Raw genomic sequence first — 22,010 nt, 5'->3', positions numbered from 1 at the left:
CTTTTTATCGTTAGTCTCTGACTTGCTGGTCAGGCGTTACTGGCCAACCACCAAGTTTCTTCCAACGATTAACCAGTTCGCAAAATAGTTCAGTGGTTCTTTCTGTGTCGTAAAGAGCCGAATGAGCCTGAGAACTATCAAAAGCGATACCCGCCGTAATACAAGCTTTTGCCAGTACAGTTTGCCCAAGTACTAAACCACTTAATGCAGCCGTATCAAAGGTGGCAAAAGGGTGAAAAGGGTTACGCTTCAGGCCTGCACGTTCTGCGGCAGCCATCAGAAAACCATGATCAAATGTGGCATTGTGCGCAACAACAATAGCCCGATTACAGTTCTGGTCTTTAATTCCTTTACGTACCATTTTGAAAATAGCATGCAACGCATCGTGCTCACTGACTGCTCCACGCAGTGGATTAGTTGGGTCGATACCGTTGAAGGCTAAAGCATCAGGAGAAAGTATTGAACCTTCGAAAGGTTCAATATGAAAATGCAAGGATTGATCGCGCATCAACCAACCCTGATCGTTCATTTTTAAGGTAAAGGCAGCTATTTCTAATAACGCGTTAGTTTTTGCGTCAAATCCTGCGGTTTCCACATCAATTACAACGGGATAAAACCCACGGAAACGCTCGCTTAAACTGTTTTGAGTATTATTATCAGACATGTCTACCTGTTCTTTAAAATTTTCAAGTCGCTATTATGCCAAATTTTACTCTCTGATGCTTGGTATAATCGTTATCTTAGATTGAGGTAACCTCAAATTAAGAAATAAAGCTAACCGATCATCAAAAAAGAATAAAATGAGAAAAAGAGGGTGTTTATTGAGCATACCGAAGCATGCTCAACGATTAGAAAAGAAAATATTAATTAGTTGCCCAATGCTTGACTGGCTTGCTTATTTTCGATCAGTTCAATTTTATAGCCATCAGGATCTTCAACGAATGCAATAATAGTGGAACCACCTTTTACCGGGCCCGCTTCGCGAGTAACATTTCCACCCGCCTGACGTATTTGTTCACAGGTAGCAGCAACATTATCAACACCCAGAGCGATATGACCGAATGCCGTTCCCATCTCATAACTTTCGACACCCCAGTTATAAGTCAGCTCAATAACTGCACCTTGACTTTCATCACTGTAGCCGACAAATGCTAACGAGTATTTATATTCGGTATTTTCGCTGCTGCGTAATAAACGCATACCTAATACTTTGGTATAGAAGTCAATAGAACGCTGTAAATTACCTACTCGTAGCATGGTATGAAGCAAACGCATGTCGTTATCCTCTTGGTTGTTAAAACTTTCACTCGGTATTTTCAAACAAGTCTATCTGCTGTCCAGTATACCCGAGACTGAACCGAAGTGTTTAGTGGATTGATACAGTAAGTATCAATCGGAGCGTAGGGGCATCAGTCATGCCTGAATACAATAAACTCCTTGCTTTTTATCATAGTTCAATCTATTACCTATCAATACTGATTATTTTGTCTGCTAAGTAATACACTGAGTCCGACTATGCCACAGCAACTGGAATTTTTTGATATCCCTTCGCCATGCCGCGGCGTTTGTCAAAGTGACAGCCGGGGATATTGTCTGGGCTGCTTTAGAAGTAGGGATGAACGTTTCAAATGGATGACATTAAGTGATACTGAAAAACGTGATGTTTTACGGCTTTGTCACCAGCGTAGGCTCATCCGAAATCGAAAAGCCGTTGGGCAAGATGATAATCAACCAGAGCAACCTTCTTTATTTTAAATTAACTACTTCTTTTTGGTTATTAGCAAGTTAAAACGCTTTCGTTTATTTTACATAGCGTGATAACGATCACTTAGCTTGATGTTTACCCTGCAATTACTTCATTTATCACTCATAATAATATTGCTTACATAATAAGCGATTTATTAAAAGGATAAACAATGAAACGTTATTTAACTGCATTAGCTGCTCTGGTTATTTCAGGTGGGATTCAGGCTGCAACGGTTGAGGTTCCTGTTAATAGTGTTTCCGCTGAAGGAATCGGACAATCAATAGGTAGTGTAACCATTAGTGAAACAGATTATGGGTTGCTATTTACTCCTAACTTGAAATCATTACCAGCAGGTGTACATGGATTCCATATTCATGAAAAAGGAAGCTGCGAACCAGGAATGAAAGAGGGTAAATCAGTTGCTGCATTAGCTGCGGGGGGGCATTTTGACCCGGAGAAGACGGGTAAGCATCTGGGGCCTTATGCTAATGGCCATTTAGGTGATTTACCGGCAATTTACGCTACGGCTGATGGTACAGCGACTTATCCCGTATTAGCCCCGCGTCTGAAAACTATTGGCCAAATTAAAGGCCACGCTTTGATGGTTCATGCTGGTGGAGACAATCATGACGATCATCCAGAACCACTTGGTGGTGGCGGAGCAAGATCGGCTTGTGGCGTAATTAATTAATTTATCACACATATTATTACTTAATTAATTTAACTCTTTTCCACCTATTAACGCCAATATATGTTGGCGTTAATTCCGATCTGTAATTATTTAACATTAATACAGTAATTAATTCAAAATTAATTAATATATCAATTATGATTTCAACTATTTGAAATTAAAGATAAAAATAAATCATCATCTTAATTTGAATGATTAAAGTACATGTTAATTGTCGTTCAAATCATATTTATTGAAATTAATTGCAGATTAATGTTTTAATTATTAGCAATTGAGTGGTGAAAAAAGCCATAATTAGCTTTGTAATAATATCATTTACTTTACTACTATCGGATTAACACATGAATTCAAAAACAGAATATACATTAGGTGCGGATATTGCACGTTTAGTACGTAGCTGGAGAAGCATCATTGATCTTCAGCTTAAACCAATCGGCTTAACTCAAACACATTGGATTACGCTTTACTATCTAAATGGGCTACCTCCAAATCAATCACAAATACAATTAGCGAAAGCAATTGGAATAGAACAACCTTCATTAGTCCGTACTTTAGATCAATTAGAGGGTATGGGCTATGTCAGAAGAGATCCTTGCCCATGCGATCGCAGAGCAAAACAAATTAATCTGACAGAAGATGCCAAGCCAATTTTGAATCAGGTGAAAGAGGTTGTTGATGGCGTTAGAGAAGGCATTCTGCGCGGCGTCAAGGACGAAGAGTTAGCAACATTTGTCAATCTGATCAGGAAGTTTGAGCAAAATATTGCTGATTTATCTGGAAAATAGTTTTCTGGTGAACATCAGATTAAATAACTTCGCGTATTTAATGGTTAAGCACCCCCGTCAGGGGGTGTGCACCTTGTCTCTGTATAAAAAGATATCCCACACTTTCCTCGATTAATCTCTGGCAATTGCTGATTTTTTTGCTCTAATACCTGTTGTGGTCATTTTGATTTATTCATCACAATTATTGAGAAGGTATTAATCATGAAAGCAGGCAACTATATTGGCGTTATGTCAGGTACCAGTCTGGATGGTGTCGACGTTGCATTAGTCGAAATTGATAATGTTGCTGTGACACAAATTGCCAGCTATTCACACCCTATGCCTGTCGATCTCAAAGTAGATGTTTTGTCAGTATGTCAGGGACAAAAGACTACGTTATCTCAAATTGGTCAATTAGATCTTCGTTTAGGTATTTTGTTCGCTGAAGCTATTCAGGGTTTATTGAATACTCACCATATTAAACCAGAAACAATTACTGCTATTGGATGCCACGGGCAAACGGTCTGGCATCAGCCGGATGGGACTTACCCTTTTACGATGCAGCTTGGAGATAACAATCGCATTGCTGCCAGTACCGGTATTGTGACTGTTGGCGATTTTCGCCGTAAAGATATGGCGTTTGGTGGGCAGGGTGCGCCATTGGTGCCTGCTTTTCATCAGGCCTTGCTGATGGTGGAAGATGAGCGGCGAATTATTCTGAATATTGGCGGTATTGCTAATTTATCTTTGTTGATACCGGGGAGGGATGTCACGGGTTTTGACTCTGGCCCGGGGAATATGCTGATGGACGCCTGGATTCAACAACAGCGAGGGTTACCTTATGATAAAGACGCGATGTGGGCACGTCAGGGGCAAATTAGCGAATCTTTATTACAGCAGATGATGTCTGATGCCTATTTTGCGCTACCGGCTCCGAAAAGCACCGGGAGAGAGTATTTTAATATACAGTGGCTACAACATCATTTAATCAATTTTCCTCATCTCAAACCTCAGGATGTACAAATTACGCTGGCTGAGTTAACCGTGCGAACCATTATCGATCAGGTAAAAGCTTCAGGTGGTTGTGACCGATTATTAGTATGCGGCGGCGGTGCGCGGAATCCCTATCTGATGACGCGTATGGCTGAAGTCCTTCCAGAAACTGTCGTAGATACCACAGATAACTACGGCATAAGCGGTGATGATATGGAAGCTATTGCTTTTGCCTGGCTGGCTGCTCGTACACTATCGGGATTGCCAGGAAATTTGCCGGCAGTTACCGGAGCATCCAGAGCAACCGTGTTAGGGGCTATCTACACGCCATAGTCTAAACTTAGATACATCAATCTATTGGTATTCTATTTTTCTTATCATCAACCATGGGAGACAATGATGAAAAAGTTATTAGCCGGGGTTTTCGTTATAGGGTTAGTTGGTTGTACAGTGACAACAGAGCAGCGGGTTGAAGGCACCGCACTTAGTTACCAATGTGAGGGGCAATCGCTGGCTGTGATACTGAATAATGAAAAACAGACAGTTAATGTCATTATTGCCGGAGAACCTCAACTGCTTCATCAGGTGGTGTCTGCTTCCGGTGCGAAATACAGTAATAGCAAATACTCTTTCTGGTCTAAAGGTGATACGGCAATGGTATTAAAAGGTGACGATATCATTATTAACGACTGTAAGCTGGTTCAGTAATCGATTTTTTTCTGTGGATTTTCTTTCCTGCAAGGTTTGAAATCCGACAGCAGTGAGTGCAAGATAAGGCAAAATAAGATACCCATAGGTTTTCTGATTATGCCAACTCAATTAAGTGATGATATTGCTGACCTACGGCGTGAATACACTCAGGGTAGTTTGCGCCGAAAAGATTTACCTGAAGATCCGCTGGTTTTGTTTGAATTATGGTTAAAACAAGCCTGTGAAGCTCAAATCCCCGATCCTACCGCAATGTGCGTTGCTACCGTTGATGCTCAAGGGCGGCCTTCTCAGCGTATTGTGTTACTAAAGCATTATGATGAAAAAGGTTTCGTCTTTTATACCAATCTGGGCAGCCGCAAGGCGCAACAAATTGCACAAAATAATCAGGTTAATTTATTGTTTCCCTGGCACTTTTTTGACCGGCAGGTAATGGTTTCCGGTAAGGCCGAGCGTCTTTCATCCATCGAAGTGCTGAAATATTTTCACTCACGTCCTAAAGACAGCCAGATTGCCGCCTGGGTATCTCAGCAATCATCCCGAATTTCAACCCGTGGCGTATTGGAAAGTAAATTTCTGGAGTTAAAACAGAAATTTCTTCAGGGTGAAGTTCCATTACCCAGTTTTTGGGGTGGATTCCGCGTCAGTATTGAGGAAATGGAGTTTTGGCAAGGTGGAGTAAATCGGTTACACGATAGATTTGTTTATCAGCGTGCAGAAAATCACTGGAATATTGATCGACTGGCACCTTAAATACTGGTCATTGCGTTAATCGGCGTTTATGCTATCCAGTTCATTAAAACTAATTAATTCAGCGGTAATAAATATCGCAACTTATAACAACGGAGTTATGTATCGATGGCGAATAACCTGATTAAACAATTGCAGGAGCGGGGGCTGGTAGCCCAGGTTACGGACGAAGAGGCACTGGCAGAACGACTGGCGCAAGGGCCTATCGCACTGTATTGTGGCTTCGATCCTACCGCTGATAGCTTGCATTTGGGCCATTTGGTTCCGTTATTGTGTTTAAAACGTTTTCAGTTAGCCGGACATCAGCCCGTTGCATTAGTAGGCGGTGCTACCGGTTTGATTGGTGACCCTAGCTTTAAAGCAGCTGAACGTAAACTGAATACCGAAGATACGGTTGCTGATTGGGTGGATAAAATTCGTCAGCAGGTTTCACCGTTCCTGGATTTTGATTGTGGCAGCAACAGCGCCAAGATGGCCAACAACTACGATTGGTTTGGTGGTATGAAAGTGCTGACTTTCCTGCGGGATATTGGTAAGCATTTTTCAGTTAACGCGATGATTAATAAAGAAGCGGTAAAACAGCGTCTGAATCGTGATGATAGCGGAATCTCTTTCACTGAGTTCGCCTATAACTTGCTACAAGCCTATGATTTTGCCTGTCTGAATAAAGAACATGGCGTTGAATTACAAATCGGTGGTTCCGATCAGTGGGGCAACATCACCTCCGGTATCGATTTAACCCGTCGTCTGCATCAGAAACAAGCTTATGGCTTTACCGTACCGTTAATTACTAAATCTGATGGTACTAAATTTGGTAAAACTGAAGGTGGTGCGATTTGGTTAGATCCGAAGAAAACCAGTCCTTATAAGTTTTATCAGTTCTGGATCAACACTGCTGATGCGGATGTGTATCGCTTCCTGAAATTCTTCACCTTTATGAGTATTGAAGAGATTAATGCACTGGAAGAAGAAGACAAAAACAGCGGCGTAGCGCCGCGTGCTCAATACGTGCTGGCAGAGAAAGTAACCCATTTAGTGCATGGTGCTAAAGGGTTAGATGCAGCAAAACGCATCACTCAAAGCTTATTCTCTGGTGAACTGGCGGATATTACCGAAGAAGACTTCGCTCAACTGGCTCAGGATGGTATGCCTGCCGTTGAGCTGGAGAAGGGGGCTGATTTACAGCAAGCGTTAGTCAGTGCAGAGCTGGTACCGTCGCGCGGCCAGGCCAGAACCATGATTAGCTCAAATGCCGTAACCATCAACGGTGAAAAACAATCCAGCCCGGAATATGTCTTCACCGATAGCGATCGTTTGTTTAATCGCTATACGTTATTGCGTCGTGGTAAAAAACATTATTGTTTGCTGATTTGGAAATAAGCTGGAAATAAATTGTTCCATAAATTCGGTCGCTCAGCGGCCGAATTTTTTGCCTTGAGCATAGCATTCGGCGTTTGATATCTGACACAATATTGCTAATACCTTTCTTATATTAGGGACATGCCATCATGAAAAATATCTTATCCATTCAATCCCACGTGGTATATGGCCATGCAGGGAATAGCGCGGCTGAATTTCCTATGCGCAGAATGGGTGTGAACGTATGGCCGCTAAATACGGTACAGTTTTCTAACCATACCCAGTACCGTCAATGGGAAGGGTGTGTAATGCCCGCCAGCCATTTAACGGATATTGTCCGTGGCATCAGTGAAATTAATCAGTTGGTACATTGTGATGTCGTTCTGAGTGGTTATATTGGTTCACCGGAGCAGGGAAAGAGCATTTTAAATGCAGTAGCATCCGTTAAAGCCGCAAATCCTAAGGCGCGATACTTTTGCGATCCTGTGATGGGGCATCCGGAAAAGGGCTGTATTGTCGCCCCAGGCGTTTCAGAATTTTTCTGTCAGGAGGCATTACCTCTTAGCGATATGATGGCACCAAACCTGCTGGAGTTAGAAATATTAAGCGGTAAAACCATTACTTCGGTTGATGAGGTTGTCAGCGCCGCTCGTGAATTGTGTAAACAAGGCCCTGAGCTGATTTTAGTTAAGCATTTGAGTCGAGCTGGTTATCGTGCCGATGCCTTTGAAATGGCTTTGGTTACGCCTGATGAAGCCTGGCATATCAGTCGTCCTCTGGTCGATTTTGGACCTCGTCAGCCGGTTGGGGTGGGTGACATCACCAGTGGCTTATTGCTGGTTAATTTATTACTGGAAAAATCATTACCTGATGCATTAGAACATGTCACCGCGGCTGTTTATGAGGTGATGCTGGAGACCCAGCGCAGAGGGAAGTACGAGCTGCAATTGGTGGCTGCACAGGACAAAATGGTTAATCCGGAACATCATTTTAAAGCAATTAAACTCTAAGATTACATCGATATGTATCGTAATGTTTACAAATAAAAAAACGGGCTTTTAGCCCGTTTTTTATCTTCTGACTAAGAAATAATCAATGTAAGCCTTCAGCTTTAAGCGCAGCGGCTGTCGCTGGTCTGGCGGCAATTCGTTCCATATAAGCAGCCAGTGATTTTAATGCGCTCAGATCCAGTTTAACCGCAGCGGCCCAACGGGTTACGGTAAACAGATAGGCATCGGCTACGCTAAATGATGCACCTAAAACATAATCTTGCTTTTCCAGTACGCTATCAACATAGGTAAATTGCTTAAGTAATTTCTCTTTAGCAATTTTCTTATACTCTTCAGGCGTCTGTGGATTAAACAGAGGGCTAAAGCCTTTATGCAATTCAGTTGAAACAAAGTTCAGCCATTCAATAGCATGATAATATTCTGGTGTTCCTACGCCAGGCATCAGGTGTTTACCCGGAACTTTATGTGCAATGTACTGAACAATAGCCACACCTTCCGTCAAAATACTGCCATCATTTAACTCCAGAGTAGGAACTTGTCCTTTTGGATTGACGGCCAGAAAATCTGCACCATGCTCAGTTTTTTTGGTGGCTAAATCCACTTTTTCTACCGAGTAGTTAAGACCGCTTTCATTCAAAATGATATGGGGAGATAAAGAACAGGCACCTGGCTTATAATATAATTTCATTAAAACTCTCCGAGCAGTTAAAGGTATAAGATTAACGGTATGAAGCGTTAAGGTATCGTATTCTATCCTGCCTGAAAGATGTTTGATATATGTTGTGAAATAGTAACTAAATATCAGTAAAAAAATGGTAAAGCGTAAGTTTAATCAATTAAGTCGCCATTAAGTTATCGTTGATTGTTTTGCATCATTCTGTGTATGAGAGGTGCCGAGATAACCATCAATACCGCAATAACGGCAGTAAAAATGCCAATCTTCATAAACCATTCGCTATATAACGCCAAAGAAATATAAGGGGAATCACTGTTTAATGGGGCGATTGTTTGTGCTGCAATTTTGCCCGCCGTTAGTGCCGCCGCCGCAAAGGTGAAAAACCATATTGAGGTGATAAAGTTTTTCAATTCAGACGGTACCATGCGGTTAACTACGATAAGCCCTAATGCTGAAATAGACAGATGACCAATGCTGTGTAATGCATAACTTAAAATTAACCAGTTAGCAGAGATAAAACCGGAGCTGTCAGAGAAAGCCGCTGCCCAAGGTAAAACCAGAAATGAAGCGGAACAAAGTACCATTCCAATAGCGAGCTTATGGGGAATAGGCAGGTAACTACCCAGCCGGTTATATAAGGCTGCCAGCATAGGGGCGGTAATGATAATCCAAATAGGATTTAGTACCTGAAATTGTTCCGGCAAAAACGAAATACCGAATACCTGATGTGAAACGTGGTTAATAGCAAAAAAATTAAGGGAAGTAGGTATCTGAAGATAGAGCACGAAAAAGACAAACACCATTGCTAACAGAATAAAAATAACACCTATTCTTTGGCGCATTACGGGCTCAAGACGAACGAGCTGTTTCCAATAAAACAGGATATTGGCGATGAATAAAACGGCCAAAATCCAGGGGGCAATGGCTTGATTGTGCAATAAGAAAGTACTGAAAATGATGGCGACAGCGATAATAACTGTTACCAGCAAGATTATCTTTAATGGAACAGGTTGTTGATCGGCCAGGCTTCCATGGTTATTGAGGTAATGTTTACCGAAAATCAGATGAATAATAACCAGAAACAAACCAAATACACCCAAAGAAAAAGCTATATTCCAGTCATAATGGTGAGCAATCCAGGGGGTCAAAAGTATCGAGATAATAGAGCCAAAACAAGCCAGAATGTGGTACAGCGTAAATCGCGTACGGTTGTAAGTATCAGACAGCAGAGACGCAGGTATAGTTTTAAACAGTCCATGTCCTACAGCAATAGTCGCCAGTCCGGGATAAATAAGTCCATTTTGATGACTGGAAAAGACTAACAGGACATAGCCGCTCATCATAACTAATGAACCTAAAAGCAGGCTGCGCCTGATGCCTATAACCTGTTCACCCAGCCAGCGACCAACGGAAATAAAACCAAAAGCTAAAGCAACATAGGTAGAAAACAGTCTGAAAGCATCGGCTTGCGTCAGTTCAAGCTGCCAGACAAAATAGAGAACGAGAATGCTTTGTAAACCGTAATAGCTAAAACGCTGCCATAACTCCAATATTGATACCAGATAGAACGTTCGGGGCTGGTTAAAAAGATCCTGAGTTGCTATAGACACGATCACCTCTGACTTTAAGATCGTCTAACGAGCGGCGATATTGGTTAATTATGGCTTTAAGTTTAGTTAAAGTAGCAGAAAACCCAAGGAGTTATCACCAGATTACGGCCATCTACATGTTGTGTACTATTCGGTTTTTTCTTTAAACTCGCACAGATCTTCAATTAAACAAGAACCACAACGAGGCTTACGAGCAATGCAGGTATAGCGGCCATGTAAAATTAACCAGTGATGGCAATCTACTTTAAACTCAGCAGGAACGACTTTAAGTAACTTTTCTTCTACTAACTCAACGGTCTTACCTGGGGCAAAACGAGTACGATTACAGACACGGAAAATATGGGTATCGACCGCAATCGTTGGCCAACCAAAAGCAGTATTTAAGACGACATTGGCGGTTTTACGACCCACTCCCGGTAAGGCTTCAAGGGCTGCGCGATCTTCAGGTACCTGACTGTTATGCTTTTCAATTAGAATACGGCAGGTTTTAATGACATTCTCAGCCTTGCTGTTAAACAGGCCAATAGTCTTGATGTACTCTTTAACACCATCAACTCCTAATGCCAAAATTGTTTCAGGCGTATTGGCAATTGGGTAGAGTTTGGCGGTTGCTTTATTTACGCTAACATCGGTTGCCTGTGCTGAAAGTAACACCGAGATCAATAGTTCAAATGGGCTGGAGAACGCCAGTTCAGTGGTTGGCGTTGGGTTGTTATCACGCAGCCGGGTTAATATTTCTATGCGTTTTGCCTGATTCAAACCGGGTATCCTTACTTTATTATTTAATGTTTTCACCTGACAGAGTAGAAACTTTTACCTCTGTGGTTTTTTGTTTATAGGCTTTAACTTTCTCATCAATAACATATTTCAATGCCAGTAGAAAACCGAGGCCTAAAAAAGCACCGGGAGGTAATATTGCTAACAGGAAAGCATTATCCAGATGCAACACCTCGATACGTAGTACCTTAGCCCAGGAACCCAACAGAGAATCGGCTCCGTCAAACAGGGTACCATTTCCCAGAATCTCACGCATGCCGCCCAAAATAAACAGCACTATAGTGGCGCCAAAACCCATAGCAAAGCCATCCAGCGCAGATAAAGACACCGGGTTTTGTGCGGCGTAGGCTTCTGCCCGACCGATAACTATACAGTTGGTGGTAATCAGAGGAATGAAAATACCTAATGATTGATACAGGCCATAGGCGTAGGCATTAATCAATAATTGAACGACGGTAACTACGCAGGCAATGATCATAACGTAAATAGGAATGCGGATCTCTTGTGGTACCCAGCGGCGCAGGGCAGATACCGCCACGTTAGTACAAACCAAAACTAATGTAGTAGCAAGGCCAAGTCCAAGAGCATTGGTTGCGGTAGAGGATACTGCCAGCAATGGGCAAAGGCCTAATAGCTGAACCAGCGCAGAGTTGTTCTTCCACAAACCCTGATTAAGCAGCGTCTTTATTTCGCTCATTTACTCTGCCTCACAGTGGGGTAATGACTCAAATTGCTGGTGATGTTGCTGTATATAGAGCGTTGTTTGTTTTACCGCTTTTACCACTGCTCTGGGAGTGATAGTGGCTCCGGTAAATTGATCAAACATACCGCCATCTTTGCGTACCAGCCATTGCTTATCCTGCTCACCATCAACCTGTTTACCGGCAAAATGGGTGATCCAGTCGGAAATGCGTAACTCTATTTTATCGCCCAGTCCGGGCGTTTCATGATGTTCAAGAGTACGAACGCCTAGCACATTACCATTAAAATCAGCGGCAACCATCAATTGAATAGCGCCAGAGTAGCCATCAGGAGCAGTGGTTTCTATTACCGCCGCTACCGGAGCATAACCTTTACGGGCAATAAATAGCCGATGGGCGCTATCGGTTCCTAAAGACTTGTCGGTGACAACGTAACATTCATTCTGTAGTGCATTATCATAAACAGTTGACGGAATAACCTGATCAAAAAGCGCTTTTTGCTGTTGAATCGCCTGTTTCTCAATGGTGGATTTAGTCAGCAGATAAACACCTGAAGTAATACCGGTTGCCAGTGCGGCATAAAGCGCTAACGTCAGGCCGTGTCGTCTCATGGTACTCAGCATGGGGGCTCCTTAGCGATGTCCATAAGCACGAGGTTGAGTATAGTGGTCGATCAACGGTACGGTAATGTTTGCCAGTAAAATAGCAAAAGCTACCGCATCAGGATAACCGCCATAACTACGAATCAGCCAAACCAGTACGCCAACTAACACACCGAAAATCAACCGACCTTTTACCGTAGTAGACGCTGTTACCGGATCGGTAATAATAAAAAAGGCGCATAACATGCTGGCTCCCGAAAACAGGTGAAACCACGGAGCCGCATTATGTGAGGGATCCAGTAGCCAGCCAATGGTGGAGACAATGGCTAGCGTCAGCAGAAAACTAACGGGGAGATGCCATTGGATCACTTTTTTCCCAAGCAGGAATAGTCCGCCAAGCAGGAATCCGACGTTTACCCACTGCCAGCCAATACCCCCCAAACTGTTATAAATGGGCTGACTTAATACTTCAGTAATGCTGTGACCGCTGCGCAGTCCGGTCTTTAAGGTATCTAACGGTGTGGCCTGACTGACACCATCAACCCCTAGCATTAATTTGAACACATCATCACCTTGCGTGCTGTGTCCGCTAAAAATAATACTCAGCGTATCCATCAGGCTGATATGGGTTGCCTGCAGCGGAGCTGGAGGCAACCAACTGCTCATTTGCACCGGGAAGGAGATCAACAGAATAACGTAGCCGACCATTGCCGGATTGAAAGGATTTTGTCCTAAACCACCATACAGCTGCTTGGCGATTACAATAGCGGCAAAAGTCCCGATAACAATAATCCACCAGGGTGCCAGAGGAGGAATGCTGATACCTAATAATAGGGCGGTTAGTAGGGCAGAATTATCACTTAGCTGGGAGGCAATTGGCTGATGTCGCAGCTTTAATACCGCGGCTTCAGCACATAAGGCAACAAATGAAGCCAGCACAACTTGAATTAAATTACCGTAACCAAAGAAATACCATTGAGCAGCAATTCCCGGTATACAGGCCAGTACCACCAACAACATTAATCGCTGTGTTGATTGCTGACTGTGTGAAAATGGTGAACTGGTTATACGAAATGACATCTATTCTTCACCTGTTGCGGTTAACTGAAGTGCGGCCTGTTGAGCTTTACGGGCTTTCACCCGAGCAATAGCCTCGGCAACGGCAGCTTTACGTTCATCGACTTCTGCTACTGGTTGCGTCTCAATGATTTGGTCTTGTTGTTCCGAGAATTCAGATTGCTGCTGTATCTCCTGACGTTGCTCTTTTCGCGCTTTAGCGCGAGCAATAGCTTCAGCTACAGCAGCTTTGCGATCGTCAGCAGGTGATGTGGCTTGTTGAGTAAACGTTGTGTCTTTTTGAACTATGGCGGCGGCAGCAGGCATTGAGTCAGCTTGTTGCTGTGCTTTACGCGCCTTAACACGTGCGATAGCCTCGGCAACCGCATTTTTACGCTCATCAGTATTCGATGTCTCCGAAGAAACATTCTGCTCAACAGGTTTTATTTCATCTTGCTGCTGTTGTCCTTTTTTTGCTTTAGCACGAGCTATAGCAGCCGCCAACGCGGCTTTACGTGAATCTTGTTCAGCATCAACGTTACTGTTAGTGGAGGGTGCAGATTGTTCAGTGACTTGTCGCTGGGCTTTTCTGGCCTGCCTGAGCGCAATAACAGCACTGTTATCCGGTAGTAATTTGCCATCAACGGATTTAATTACCGGTATTGTTGAGCTATTACTATTTTCAACGGATTTTTGCTGATTTACTCGCTCCAGAGCGGCCTGAATAATATGGTTGTCTTTATCATCTAAACGGGTTTCAGCCTTTTTATGGCGTTGTTGACGTGCTAATTTCTCTTTTTCCAGACGAGCCTGTCTGGCTTCAAAACGAATTTTAGCGGTACGAGCCAATTCAGCTAATTGATCTTGCTCGCGTATTTCTGCTTTTTCCTGACGGTAATATTGAACCAAAGGAATATTACTGGGGCAAACGTAAGCACAGGCACCACATTCAATACAGTCGAATAGATTATAGTTGCGTGCTTTTTCATGTTCCTTGCCGCGACTAAACCAATAAAGCTGCTGAGGCAATAATCCAGCAGGACAGGCATCAGCACACTGGGTACAGCGAATACAGGCCTGTTCCTGTTGCGGTGGTTCAATCTCATCGCTGGACGGAGCAATAATACAGTTACTCATTTTGGTTACCGGTACCTGGATATCCGGTAATGCGAAGCCCATTAATGGGCCGCCCATAATTACCATCGGTTTGGTTTGAGGTTGATACTGCATCTGTTTCAGCAATTCAGAGACCGGAGTGCCTAACAAAACCCAAAAGTTACCCTTATTCTGAAGCGCATCTCCTGTTAAGGTAACGATACGTTCAATCAGCGGTTCACCATTAATCACAGCACGTTTGATGGCGTATACCGTGCCAACGTTTTGCATTAACACTCCAATATCCGAGGAGCGTCCACCATGAGGTACTTCAAGTCCGGTAAGAATTTTAGTTAACTGTTTTGCACCACCGGAAGGGTATTTGGTCGGGATAACACGCAGAGCAATATCGGCAGATCCGTTACGCTGTAACGCATCTTTCAACTGCTGAATTGCCTCGGGTTTATTATCTTCAATACCAATCAGAATGCTTTCAGGTTTCAGTATATGACGCAGGATTTCACAACCGGTAATTAGCTCATCGGCGTACTCCTGCATGAGCCGATCGTCAGCGGTAATATAAGGTTCGCATTCAGCGCCATTAATAATCAGAGTTTTTACCCGGCTCAATGCACCATTAATTTTACTGGCGGTAGGGAATACTGCGCCTCCCAGCCCGGCAATACCAGAACGATGAATATGAGCGATTAACTGTTCTGGTGTATAAGAGCGGTAATCATCCAATGCATGTAACTCAGCCCACTGTTCAAGCCCATCTGGTTTCAGGCGAATACAGCGTTCGGGAATGGCAGATGGATGGGTACTTGGATAATAATCGATATTTATCACAGTACCGGATGTGGATGCATGTACCGGTAAAGCCCGATTTTTACCGGTAGTTAGCTTTTGGCCTTTAAAGACATAATCGCCTTCTTTAACCAACAGCTCACCCTCTGGCCCAAGATGCTGTTGCAGAGGGATCTGTAGATAATCCGGTAGCGCAGAACGTCTGATAGGGATAAGACGCGTCTGATCTTTCATCTCCGGAGGATGAATGCCACCATCGAAATCCCAAACTTTGGTTTTTCTAAACTTAGCAAATAGATCAAACATGTGAATTAATCTCTATCACTTTAACAGATATGGCTTGCAGGTCCCATTTCCAGGTTGAAGTTGTCTGTTCTATCGGGCGCATTTCAATGCAGTCAGTAGGGCAAGGGGCAACACAAAGATCGCATCCGGTACAAAGATCGGTGATTACGGTATGCATAGCCCTGGTTGAGCCGACAATGGCATCAACAGGACAAGCCTGAATACATTTGGTGCAGCCAATGCAGTTATTTTCATCAATAAATGCCACCTTACGCACCGGATTACTTTCCATCGTAGTTTGATCAAGCGCTTGAGGTTCGATGCCCAGTGTATCCGCCAGTTTTAGCATCACAGCCTCACCACCAGGGGCGCATTTATTAATCATTTCACCATTATTAGCTACGGCTTCTGCATAGGGGCGACAGCCAGGATAACCGCATTGACCACACTGGCTTTGGGGCAATAGAGCCTCAACCTTATCAACGATAGGATCGGCATCCACCTGAAAACGGCGGGCAGCAAAACCTAAAATAGCACCGCACACCAACGCCAGTAGCGTGAGTGCAATAATGCTGGACCATAAAGAAAACATTAAAACCTTACCAACCCTGTGAAGCCCATAAATGCCAGTGACATTAATCCGGCGGTAATTAACGCGATGGATGAACCTTTAAATGGAGCCGGTACATCAGCAGAGGCCAGACGTTCACGAATAGCGGCAAAAAGAACCATAACAAATGAAAACCCAACTGCAGCGCTAAAACCATACACGGTAGACTGCATAAAATTGTGTGATTGATTAACGTTAAGTAACGCTACGCCCAGCACCGCACAGTTAGTGGTAATCAATGGTAAAAATATTCCCAGCAAACGGTAAAGTACCGGGCTGGTTTTACGCACGACTAACTCTGTGAACTGAACCACAACGGCGATAACAAAAATGAACGCCAGGGTGCGCAAGTAAGACAACCCTAACGGTTCTAAAATATAATTCTCAACCAGCCATGCACAGATGGAGGCAAGCGTCAGCACAAATGTTGTTGCTAATCCCATTCCGATGGCTGTTTCCAGCTTTTTCGACACTCCCATAAAAGGGCATAAGCCTAAAAACTTAACCAACACGAAGTTATTGACAAAAACAGTGCCAACAAAAAGTAGCAAATAATCGCTCATTAAACTGCCTAAAAGAGAAGAAGCCGCCATATTATCAATAATTGGCGGCTTAATCACAACACTGTAAGTGTAGGGGTATTGGTATTTACCTCTATTGAGGTAAATTAAACGGCGTTAGCTCAAGCCAATAATATCCCCGGATTGGTCGATATCAATATTACGATAGGCGGGTAAAGTACCTAAACCCGGCATAGTCATAATATTTCCTGCATAAGCACGGATAAATCCAGCACCGGCAGAAACCCGGAAAGAAGAAATAGTGACAGTAAAATCTTTTGGCACATTTTTTAATGCAGGATCGGCGCTGATCGACAACGGCGTTTTTGCTATACATAACGGAAGATGACCAAACCCGGCTTTCTCCAGTTGTGCTAACTGGTCAGAGGCTTGAGCGGTCAGAACCGCTTGTTTTGCGCCGTAAGTATTAACCAGGGTCTGCACTTTTTCCAACAGGCTAATGTTATCAGGATAAAGTAGGGTAACTTCCTGTTGTTTTTCGCAAACACGGGAAACCAGTTCAGCCAGTTTTGCGGTTCCGGCACCGCCAGCAGCGAAAGCATCACTGATTTCTACACCTTCCGCACCACAAGACAGAGCATATTCGCGCAGATATTCCAGCTCTTCGCCTGAATCAGTTGGGAATCGGTTAATGGCAATGACTACCGGTAAACCATAACGTTTGGCGTTAGCAATATGCCAACCTAAGTTCTGACACCCCTGAGCTAATAGTTCAACATTACTTTCAGCGATTTCCGCTGGCAGTGGTTGCCCTGGTTTAATATTAAACTTACCGCTATTAGCTTTCAGACTACGCAACGTTGCCACCAGAACTACACAGGATGGCTTGATACCGGACTGGCGATATTTGATATTGAAGAACTTCTCCATTCCCATATCTGAACCAAAACCTGCTTCGGTTACAACATAATCAGCTTGCTGCAACCCAATACGGTCAGCGATAACAGAAGAGTTACCATGAGCAATATTGGCGAAAGGCCCGGCATGGATCAGCACCGGTGTATTTTCACTGGTTTGCATCAGCGTTGGCTGGATGGCATCTTTCATTAATACTGTCATGGCACCGGCGACTTCCAAACGCTCTGCGGTAATGGGCTTACCGTGAGTATCGAGAGCAAGGATGACGCGACCAATACGTTGACGCATATCTTTCAGGTCTTCTGACAGCGCAAGGATCGCCATCAGTTCAGAAGCGGCCGTAATATCATAACCATCAGCGCGCTCAACACCGTTAACGCCACCACCGACGCCAACCATTATATGGCGCAAAGCACGGTCATTGTGGTCAACTACACGCTTCCAAAGAATATGGTTGATATCAATATTTAACATTGGCAGGCCAGTTTGCTCGGTAAACTGATCGCCTAAACGGTGTTCATGATACAAACGAGCATCTAATGCGGCAGCGGCCAGATTGTGCGCGGCAGTTATTGCATGGATATCACCGGTAAGATGAAGGTTTAGTTTCTCCATTGGCAACACTTGAGCCTTTCCGCCGCCAGCCGCACCACCTTTCACACCAAACACTGGGCCAAGACTTGGCTGGCGAATACAGGCGATACAGGGTTTGCCGATAAAATTAAAACCCTGACTTAAACCAATAGTGGTCACGGTTTTACCTTCACCCAATGGCGTCGGAGTAATGCTGGAAACTAAAACCAGTTTACCTTTAGAAGCCTGAGGATCGATTAATGACAAATCGACTTTGGCCATACTGGAGCCATAAGGGATAAGGTATTCTGAAGTGATGCCATAACGTTGTGCAATTTCTTGAATTGGCTTAAGTGATGGTGAAGATGCCATTCTCTACATGATCCTATGTATTAAAATCAAGATACCCAGTGGGCGGGAGTAAGCGAAGGCCAAATTATGTCATAAATCAAAGTAAAAAAGGGCAAGAATAATCATTTTATTTGTTTTTTAAGTTTGGCAAATCTGCTGATAATGAAGGATAGGTATCGTTTGCGTCATGACGAAATTTGCATTTTTGCTAAAACCGCATAGATTACCAGATTCTATTGATTAGGTTTGTTGTTGAAGGTTGTTATCCATGTCGTGGTTAAAGTTTTTAAAGGTCGATTCTTTCCTGATAATGCTGATTGGCGTAATGATTTTAGCAACGCTCTTTCCCAGTGAAGGGGATGCCAGAGTATTTTTTGGATATCTGACAAAAGCGGCAATTGCGTTACTATTTTTTATGCATGGAGCAAAACTTTCGCGGCAAAATATCCTTAATGGTATTCGACACTGGCGTCTACATCTGATTGTTTTTGCCAGCACATTTGTCCTGTTTCCATTATTGGGTCTTGGTTTGTCAGTGTTTGTACCTGACCTGATGTCAACAGGTATCTATCTGGGTTTTCTTTATCTTTGTGCTTTGCCTGCCACCGTTCAGTCAGCGATTGCTTATACCTCGATTGCTGGTGGTAATGTAGCGGCGGCGGTGTGTAGTGCTTCAGCATCGAGTTTATTAGGCGTATTCATATCACCTATTCTGGTTGGACTGTTAATGCATACACAAGAGGGGGAGCAGGACACAGTACAGGCAATTATTGATATTGTAATACAATTGATGTTGCCCTTTATTATTGGACACCTTTCTCGTCCCTTTATTGTTAATTGGATTGAAAAATATAAAAAACTAATTAATACCACCGATCGCAGTTCCATATTATTAGTGGTTTATACTGCTTTTAGCGATGCCGTTATTGGTGGAATATGGCATCAGGTTAATCAATGGTCCTTGTTAATTATTATTATTTTCTCAATATTACTATTAGTAATTGTATTAGCTATTAATACCTGTCTGGCTAAATGGATGGGTTTTAGTATCCAGGATGAAATAACGATTATATTTTGTGGATCTAAAAAGAGTCTGGCCAATGGCATACCTATGGCTAATGTGCTTTTCCCTGCCGCATCCGTCGGAATGATGGTGTTACCTTTGATGATCTTTCATCAAATTCAACTGATGGTATGTGCATTTTTAGCACAGCGCTATGCAAGAAAAATCGCTATAATGAAAGAATCATCAGCCTATAAATAACCGTGACAATCTTTAATTATAAAAAGTGTTATTTTATGTAAATAATTGTCTTGATAAGAACTTGCTTATCAAGCCGTTGTCATACAGTATGCACAGCGTTGTCTCAATTACACGTTAATTTGCTATCTCTTTAGCCTATTAATATCTATTTGAACAAAGGCTAAGTTTGTCCATTAGCGCTGCCTTGCAGCAAGAGAAAGCAGAACCTGAATGTCGAAATTTAAACAACCTGAATTTCATTACTCCTACCTGATGCCAAAATATTGGTTAACCTGGTTTGGACTTATTACGCTCTATTTATTAGTGCAGTTACCATACCCAGTGATTCATTTTATTGGTACCCGGACAGGTCATCTGTCAATGCGCTTTTTAAAGCGTCGTAAGCATATTGCCCGGCGGAATCTGGAGCTGTGTTTTCCAAACCTGAGTTTAGACGATAGAGAAAAACTGTTGGTTGAAAACTTTGAATCATTAGGTATGGGGCTACTGGAAACAGGAATGGCCTGGTTTTGGTCTGATAACCGAATCAAGAAATGGTGTAAAGTTGATAATATTGAGATCATGTCGCGTATTCGTGCCGATGGAAAAGGGGTGTTGCTGGTCGGCGTCCATTTTTTAACCCTCGAGTTAGGGGGGCGCATATACGGTATGTATAATCCGGGTGTTGGTGTTTATCGGCCACATAATAACAAATTGATGGATTGGGTTCAGTGTAAAGGTCGCAGTCGTTCAAATAAGTATTTTATTGACCGGCATGATATTAAAGGCATGATTCGTGAACTGCGCAAAGGAGAGATACTTTGGTATGCTCCCGATCATGATTACGGCCCACGTAACAGTGTCTTTGCACCATTCTTTGCCGTTCCTCAAGCAGCAACAACCATTGGAACCAGCATATTAATGCGTCAGGCTAATCCGGTTATATTGCCCTTTACGCCAAAACGGCATACTGATGGTAGTGGTTATACGGTAATGGTTACAGAACCACCAACCGGCTTCCCGATGGATAACTCCACAGAAGCAGCAAAATTTATGAATAAAGTGGTTGAGAAAGAAATATTGAAAGCACCTGAGTTGTATATGTGGCTACATCGTCGATTTAAGACGCGGCCAGCAGGTGAGATATCTCTTTATTAATCAATTTATAAGGGTGAAAAGTAACCAGTTACGTTGTTTTACCCAAAAGAGTGAGAAATCGCTTGCGTTATGTGGTTCATTATGAGTAAATGTGAACCGGCCTGTGCTACAGACCTATTTATGTACGACATTAGAGTAAAGCAGTTCCTTCTTAAAGCCGTTATCTTTTGATTTCGCTTATTAGACGAACATCTTCTTAGTGCCTCCATAAGTAATGACTCTGAAAATCTGGCCATAATGCCTATACCCTATGATGTATGGCAGGTTAACTAATTTAAAGGTAAGTAAAGATGTCCAAGAAAACTGGCAAAGTTAAATGGTTCAATGAAAGCAAAGGTTTTGGTTTTATTGAGCAAGATGATGGTGGTAAAGACGTATTCGTTCACTTCTCTGCTATCGCTAGTGAAGGTTTTAAAACTCTGGCTGAAGGCCAGAAAGTTGAATATACCATTCAAGACAGCCCACGCGGTCCAGCAGCTGCAAACGTTGTTGCTCTGTAATTAGCAGCAAACGTTAAGGAAGATAAGATAAGTCTCTGACTTTCTTAGCTTCAGTGACAAGGAACCCGCATCGCTGATGCGGGTTTTTTTGTGGTCTTGGAACAGAAAATTACTTGAACCTGATATTCCAGGTACAGATGTTGTAAAAACTTACTGTAGAAGGAAATAAAATAACTGAACAAATTAAGAGGTAAAAAATATGACCCTAAGAATGGGACTCGTAAAATGGTTTGATAAAAACCAAGGTATCGGTTTAATTACTCCACTTGATGGTAGTAGCGAACTGTACGTAGATCGTAAATCAATTGCGACATCAACTAAATCATTGACTGAAGGGCAAAACGTAGAGTTTTCTACTTATAAAACTTCCCGCGGTCTGTTAGCAACGGATGTTATCGCATTTTAACCAGTTAATTGACAATGATATGGAGGAAGAGATTAATTAGAGTTTCTGCATTATTAACGTGTTAAATCACAATTAGCACGCCTCTCAAACCTTGCTGCT

At 42.9% G+C, this 22,010-nt stretch carries 24 protein-coding genes; 12 read left to right on the top strand and 12 right to left on the bottom strand.

All coding sequences use genetic code 11. From position 1 onward, the window contains the following. Positions 1 to 10: 10 nt before the first annotated feature. Entirely contained in the window at positions 11 to 664 is a 654-nt protein-coding gene (rnt, locus tag I2494_RS01510; RefSeq protein WP_218465734.1) for a ribonuclease T, read from the bottom strand. Positions 665 to 867: 203 nt separating this feature from the next. Next, the gene (gene gloA, locus I2494_RS01505) at positions 868 to 1,275 is read right to left on the bottom strand and encodes a lactoylglutathione lyase (RefSeq protein WP_218465735.1); all 408 of its coding nucleotides are present in this window, start codon (positions 1,273 to 1,275) and stop codon (positions 868 to 870) included. A gap of 240 nt (positions 1,276 to 1,515) precedes the next feature. Between gloA and I2494_RS01500 the strand changes: the two genes are divergently transcribed. From I2494_RS01500 to pdxY, 8 genes are all read left to right on the top strand, one after another. After that, entirely contained in the window at positions 1,516 to 1,755 is a 240-nt protein-coding gene (locus I2494_RS01500) for a DUF1289 domain-containing protein (RefSeq protein WP_218465736.1), read from the top strand. A gap of 161 nt (positions 1,756 to 1,916) precedes the next feature. Beyond that, positions 1,917 to 2,438, top strand: coding sequence for a superoxide dismutase family protein (gene sodC, locus I2494_RS01495; protein ID WP_218465737.1), 522 nt, complete (start codon positions 1,917 to 1,919; stop codon positions 2,436 to 2,438). 341 nt (positions 2,439 to 2,779) lie between these two features. Then, positions 2,780 to 3,223: a transcriptional regulator SlyA gene (gene slyA, locus I2494_RS01490; protein WP_218465738.1), complete on the top strand. Its 444-nt coding sequence runs from the start codon at positions 2,780 to 2,782 to the stop codon at positions 3,221 to 3,223. Between the two features lie 201 nt (positions 3,224 to 3,424). Beyond that, positions 3,425 to 4,528 (top strand): anhydro-N-acetylmuramic acid kinase, encoded by a 1,104-nt coding sequence (gene anmK / locus I2494_RS01485; protein ID WP_218465739.1) that lies wholly within the window; start codon positions 3,425 to 3,427, stop codon positions 4,526 to 4,528. A 66-nt stretch (positions 4,529 to 4,594) separates the two neighbouring features. Beyond that, positions 4,595 to 4,903: an MliC family protein gene (locus I2494_RS01480; protein WP_218465740.1), complete on the top strand. Its 309-nt coding sequence runs from the start codon at positions 4,595 to 4,597 to the stop codon at positions 4,901 to 4,903. Between the two features lie 99 nt (positions 4,904 to 5,002). Next, positions 5,003 to 5,656, top strand: coding sequence for a pyridoxamine 5'-phosphate oxidase (gene pdxH, locus I2494_RS01475; RefSeq protein ID WP_218465741.1), 654 nt, complete (start codon positions 5,003 to 5,005; stop codon positions 5,654 to 5,656). A 105-nt stretch (positions 5,657 to 5,761) separates the two neighbouring features. Continuing rightward, positions 5,762 to 7,033: a tyrosine--tRNA ligase gene (tyrS, locus tag I2494_RS01470; protein WP_218465742.1), complete on the top strand. Its 1,272-nt coding sequence runs from the start codon at positions 5,762 to 5,764 to the stop codon at positions 7,031 to 7,033. Positions 7,034 to 7,161: 128 nt separating this feature from the next. Further along, complete coding sequence (gene pdxY, locus I2494_RS01465; RefSeq protein WP_218465743.1) at positions 7,162 to 8,022, top strand: pyridoxal kinase PdxY; 861 nt, start codon at positions 7,162 to 7,164, stop codon at positions 8,020 to 8,022. 82 nt (positions 8,023 to 8,104) lie between these two features. On the opposite strand, the gene gstA is transcribed toward pdxY, so the two are convergent. From gstA to I2494_RS01415, 10 genes are all read right to left on the bottom strand, one after another. Continuing rightward, the gene (gene gstA, locus I2494_RS01460) at positions 8,105 to 8,710 is read right to left on the bottom strand and encodes a glutathione transferase GstA (RefSeq protein ID WP_218465744.1); all 606 of its coding nucleotides are present in this window, start codon (positions 8,708 to 8,710) and stop codon (positions 8,105 to 8,107) included. Between the two features lie 164 nt (positions 8,711 to 8,874). Then, complete coding sequence (locus I2494_RS01455; RefSeq protein WP_228350804.1) at positions 8,875 to 10,308, bottom strand: oligopeptide:H+ symporter; 1,434 nt, start codon at positions 10,306 to 10,308, stop codon at positions 8,875 to 8,877. Positions 10,309 to 10,434: 126 nt separating this feature from the next. Beyond that, a complete protein-coding gene (gene nth / locus I2494_RS01450) occupies positions 10,435 to 11,067 on the bottom strand; it encodes an endonuclease III (protein WP_218465745.1) in 633 nt (210 codons plus the stop codon). Positions 11,068 to 11,086: 19 nt separating this feature from the next. Beyond that, positions 11,087 to 11,782: an electron transport complex subunit E gene (locus tag I2494_RS01445; RefSeq protein ID WP_218465746.1), complete on the bottom strand. Its 696-nt coding sequence runs from the start codon at positions 11,780 to 11,782 to the stop codon at positions 11,087 to 11,089. After that, entirely contained in the window at positions 11,783 to 12,409 is a 627-nt protein-coding gene (gene rsxG, locus I2494_RS01440) for an electron transport complex subunit RsxG (RefSeq protein WP_218465747.1), read from the bottom strand. It lies immediately after the preceding gene. Between the two features lie 9 nt (positions 12,410 to 12,418). After that, positions 12,419 to 13,468: an electron transport complex subunit RsxD gene (gene rsxD / locus I2494_RS01435; protein WP_218465748.1), complete on the bottom strand. Its 1,050-nt coding sequence runs from the start codon at positions 13,466 to 13,468 to the stop codon at positions 12,419 to 12,421. After that, the gene (gene rsxC, locus I2494_RS01430) at positions 13,469 to 15,652 is read right to left on the bottom strand and encodes an electron transport complex subunit RsxC (protein WP_218465749.1); all 2,184 of its coding nucleotides are present in this window, start codon (positions 15,650 to 15,652) and stop codon (positions 13,469 to 13,471) included. Further along, positions 15,645 to 16,223, bottom strand: coding sequence for an electron transport complex subunit RsxB (gene rsxB / locus I2494_RS01425; RefSeq protein WP_218465750.1), 579 nt, complete (start codon positions 16,221 to 16,223; stop codon positions 15,645 to 15,647). The genes rsxC and rsxB overlap by 8 nt, the downstream gene beginning before the upstream one ends. Next, the gene (gene rsxA / locus I2494_RS01420) at positions 16,223 to 16,804 is read right to left on the bottom strand and encodes an electron transport complex subunit RsxA (RefSeq protein WP_130591367.1); all 582 of its coding nucleotides are present in this window, start codon (positions 16,802 to 16,804) and stop codon (positions 16,223 to 16,225) included. Before rsxA ends, rsxB begins: the two co-directional genes overlap by 1 nt. A gap of 114 nt (positions 16,805 to 16,918) precedes the next feature. Beyond that, on the bottom strand, positions 16,919 to 18,625 hold the full coding sequence (locus I2494_RS01415) for a formate--tetrahydrofolate ligase (protein WP_218465751.1): 1,707 nt from the start codon (positions 18,623 to 18,625) through the stop codon (positions 16,919 to 16,921). Positions 18,626 to 18,872: 247 nt separating this feature from the next. On the opposite strand from I2494_RS01415, the gene I2494_RS01410 reads away from it, so the two are divergent. From I2494_RS01410 to I2494_RS01395, 4 genes are all read left to right on the top strand, one after another. Then, the gene (locus tag I2494_RS01410) at positions 18,873 to 19,868 is read left to right on the top strand and encodes a bile acid:sodium symporter family protein (protein ID WP_218465752.1); all 996 of its coding nucleotides are present in this window, start codon (positions 18,873 to 18,875) and stop codon (positions 19,866 to 19,868) included. Positions 19,869 to 20,078: 210 nt separating this feature from the next. After that, positions 20,079 to 21,005 carry a Kdo(2)-lipid IV(A) acyltransferase gene (locus I2494_RS01405; RefSeq protein WP_218465753.1) on the top strand — a complete coding sequence of 309 codons (927 nt, stop codon included), beginning with the start codon at positions 20,079 to 20,081 and terminating at the stop codon, positions 21,003 to 21,005. Between the two features lie 290 nt (positions 21,006 to 21,295). Further along, entirely contained in the window at positions 21,296 to 21,505 is a 210-nt protein-coding gene (gene cspE, locus I2494_RS01400) for a transcription antiterminator/RNA stability regulator CspE (protein WP_047780981.1), read from the top strand. Between the two features lie 199 nt (positions 21,506 to 21,704). Further along, entirely contained in the window at positions 21,705 to 21,911 is a 207-nt protein-coding gene (locus tag I2494_RS01395; protein ID WP_130591363.1) for a cold-shock protein, read from the top strand. Positions 21,912 to 22,010: the final 99 nt, after the last annotated feature.

Origin of the sequence: Limnobaculum allomyrinae (assembly GCF_016649425.1) — a bacterium.
GTDB lineage: Bacteria > Pseudomonadota > Gammaproteobacteria > Enterobacterales > Enterobacteriaceae > Limnobaculum > Limnobaculum allomyrinae.
The sequence above is the reverse complement of the archived record's forward strand: the minus strand, read 5'-3'. Positions and strand labels throughout refer to the sequence as shown.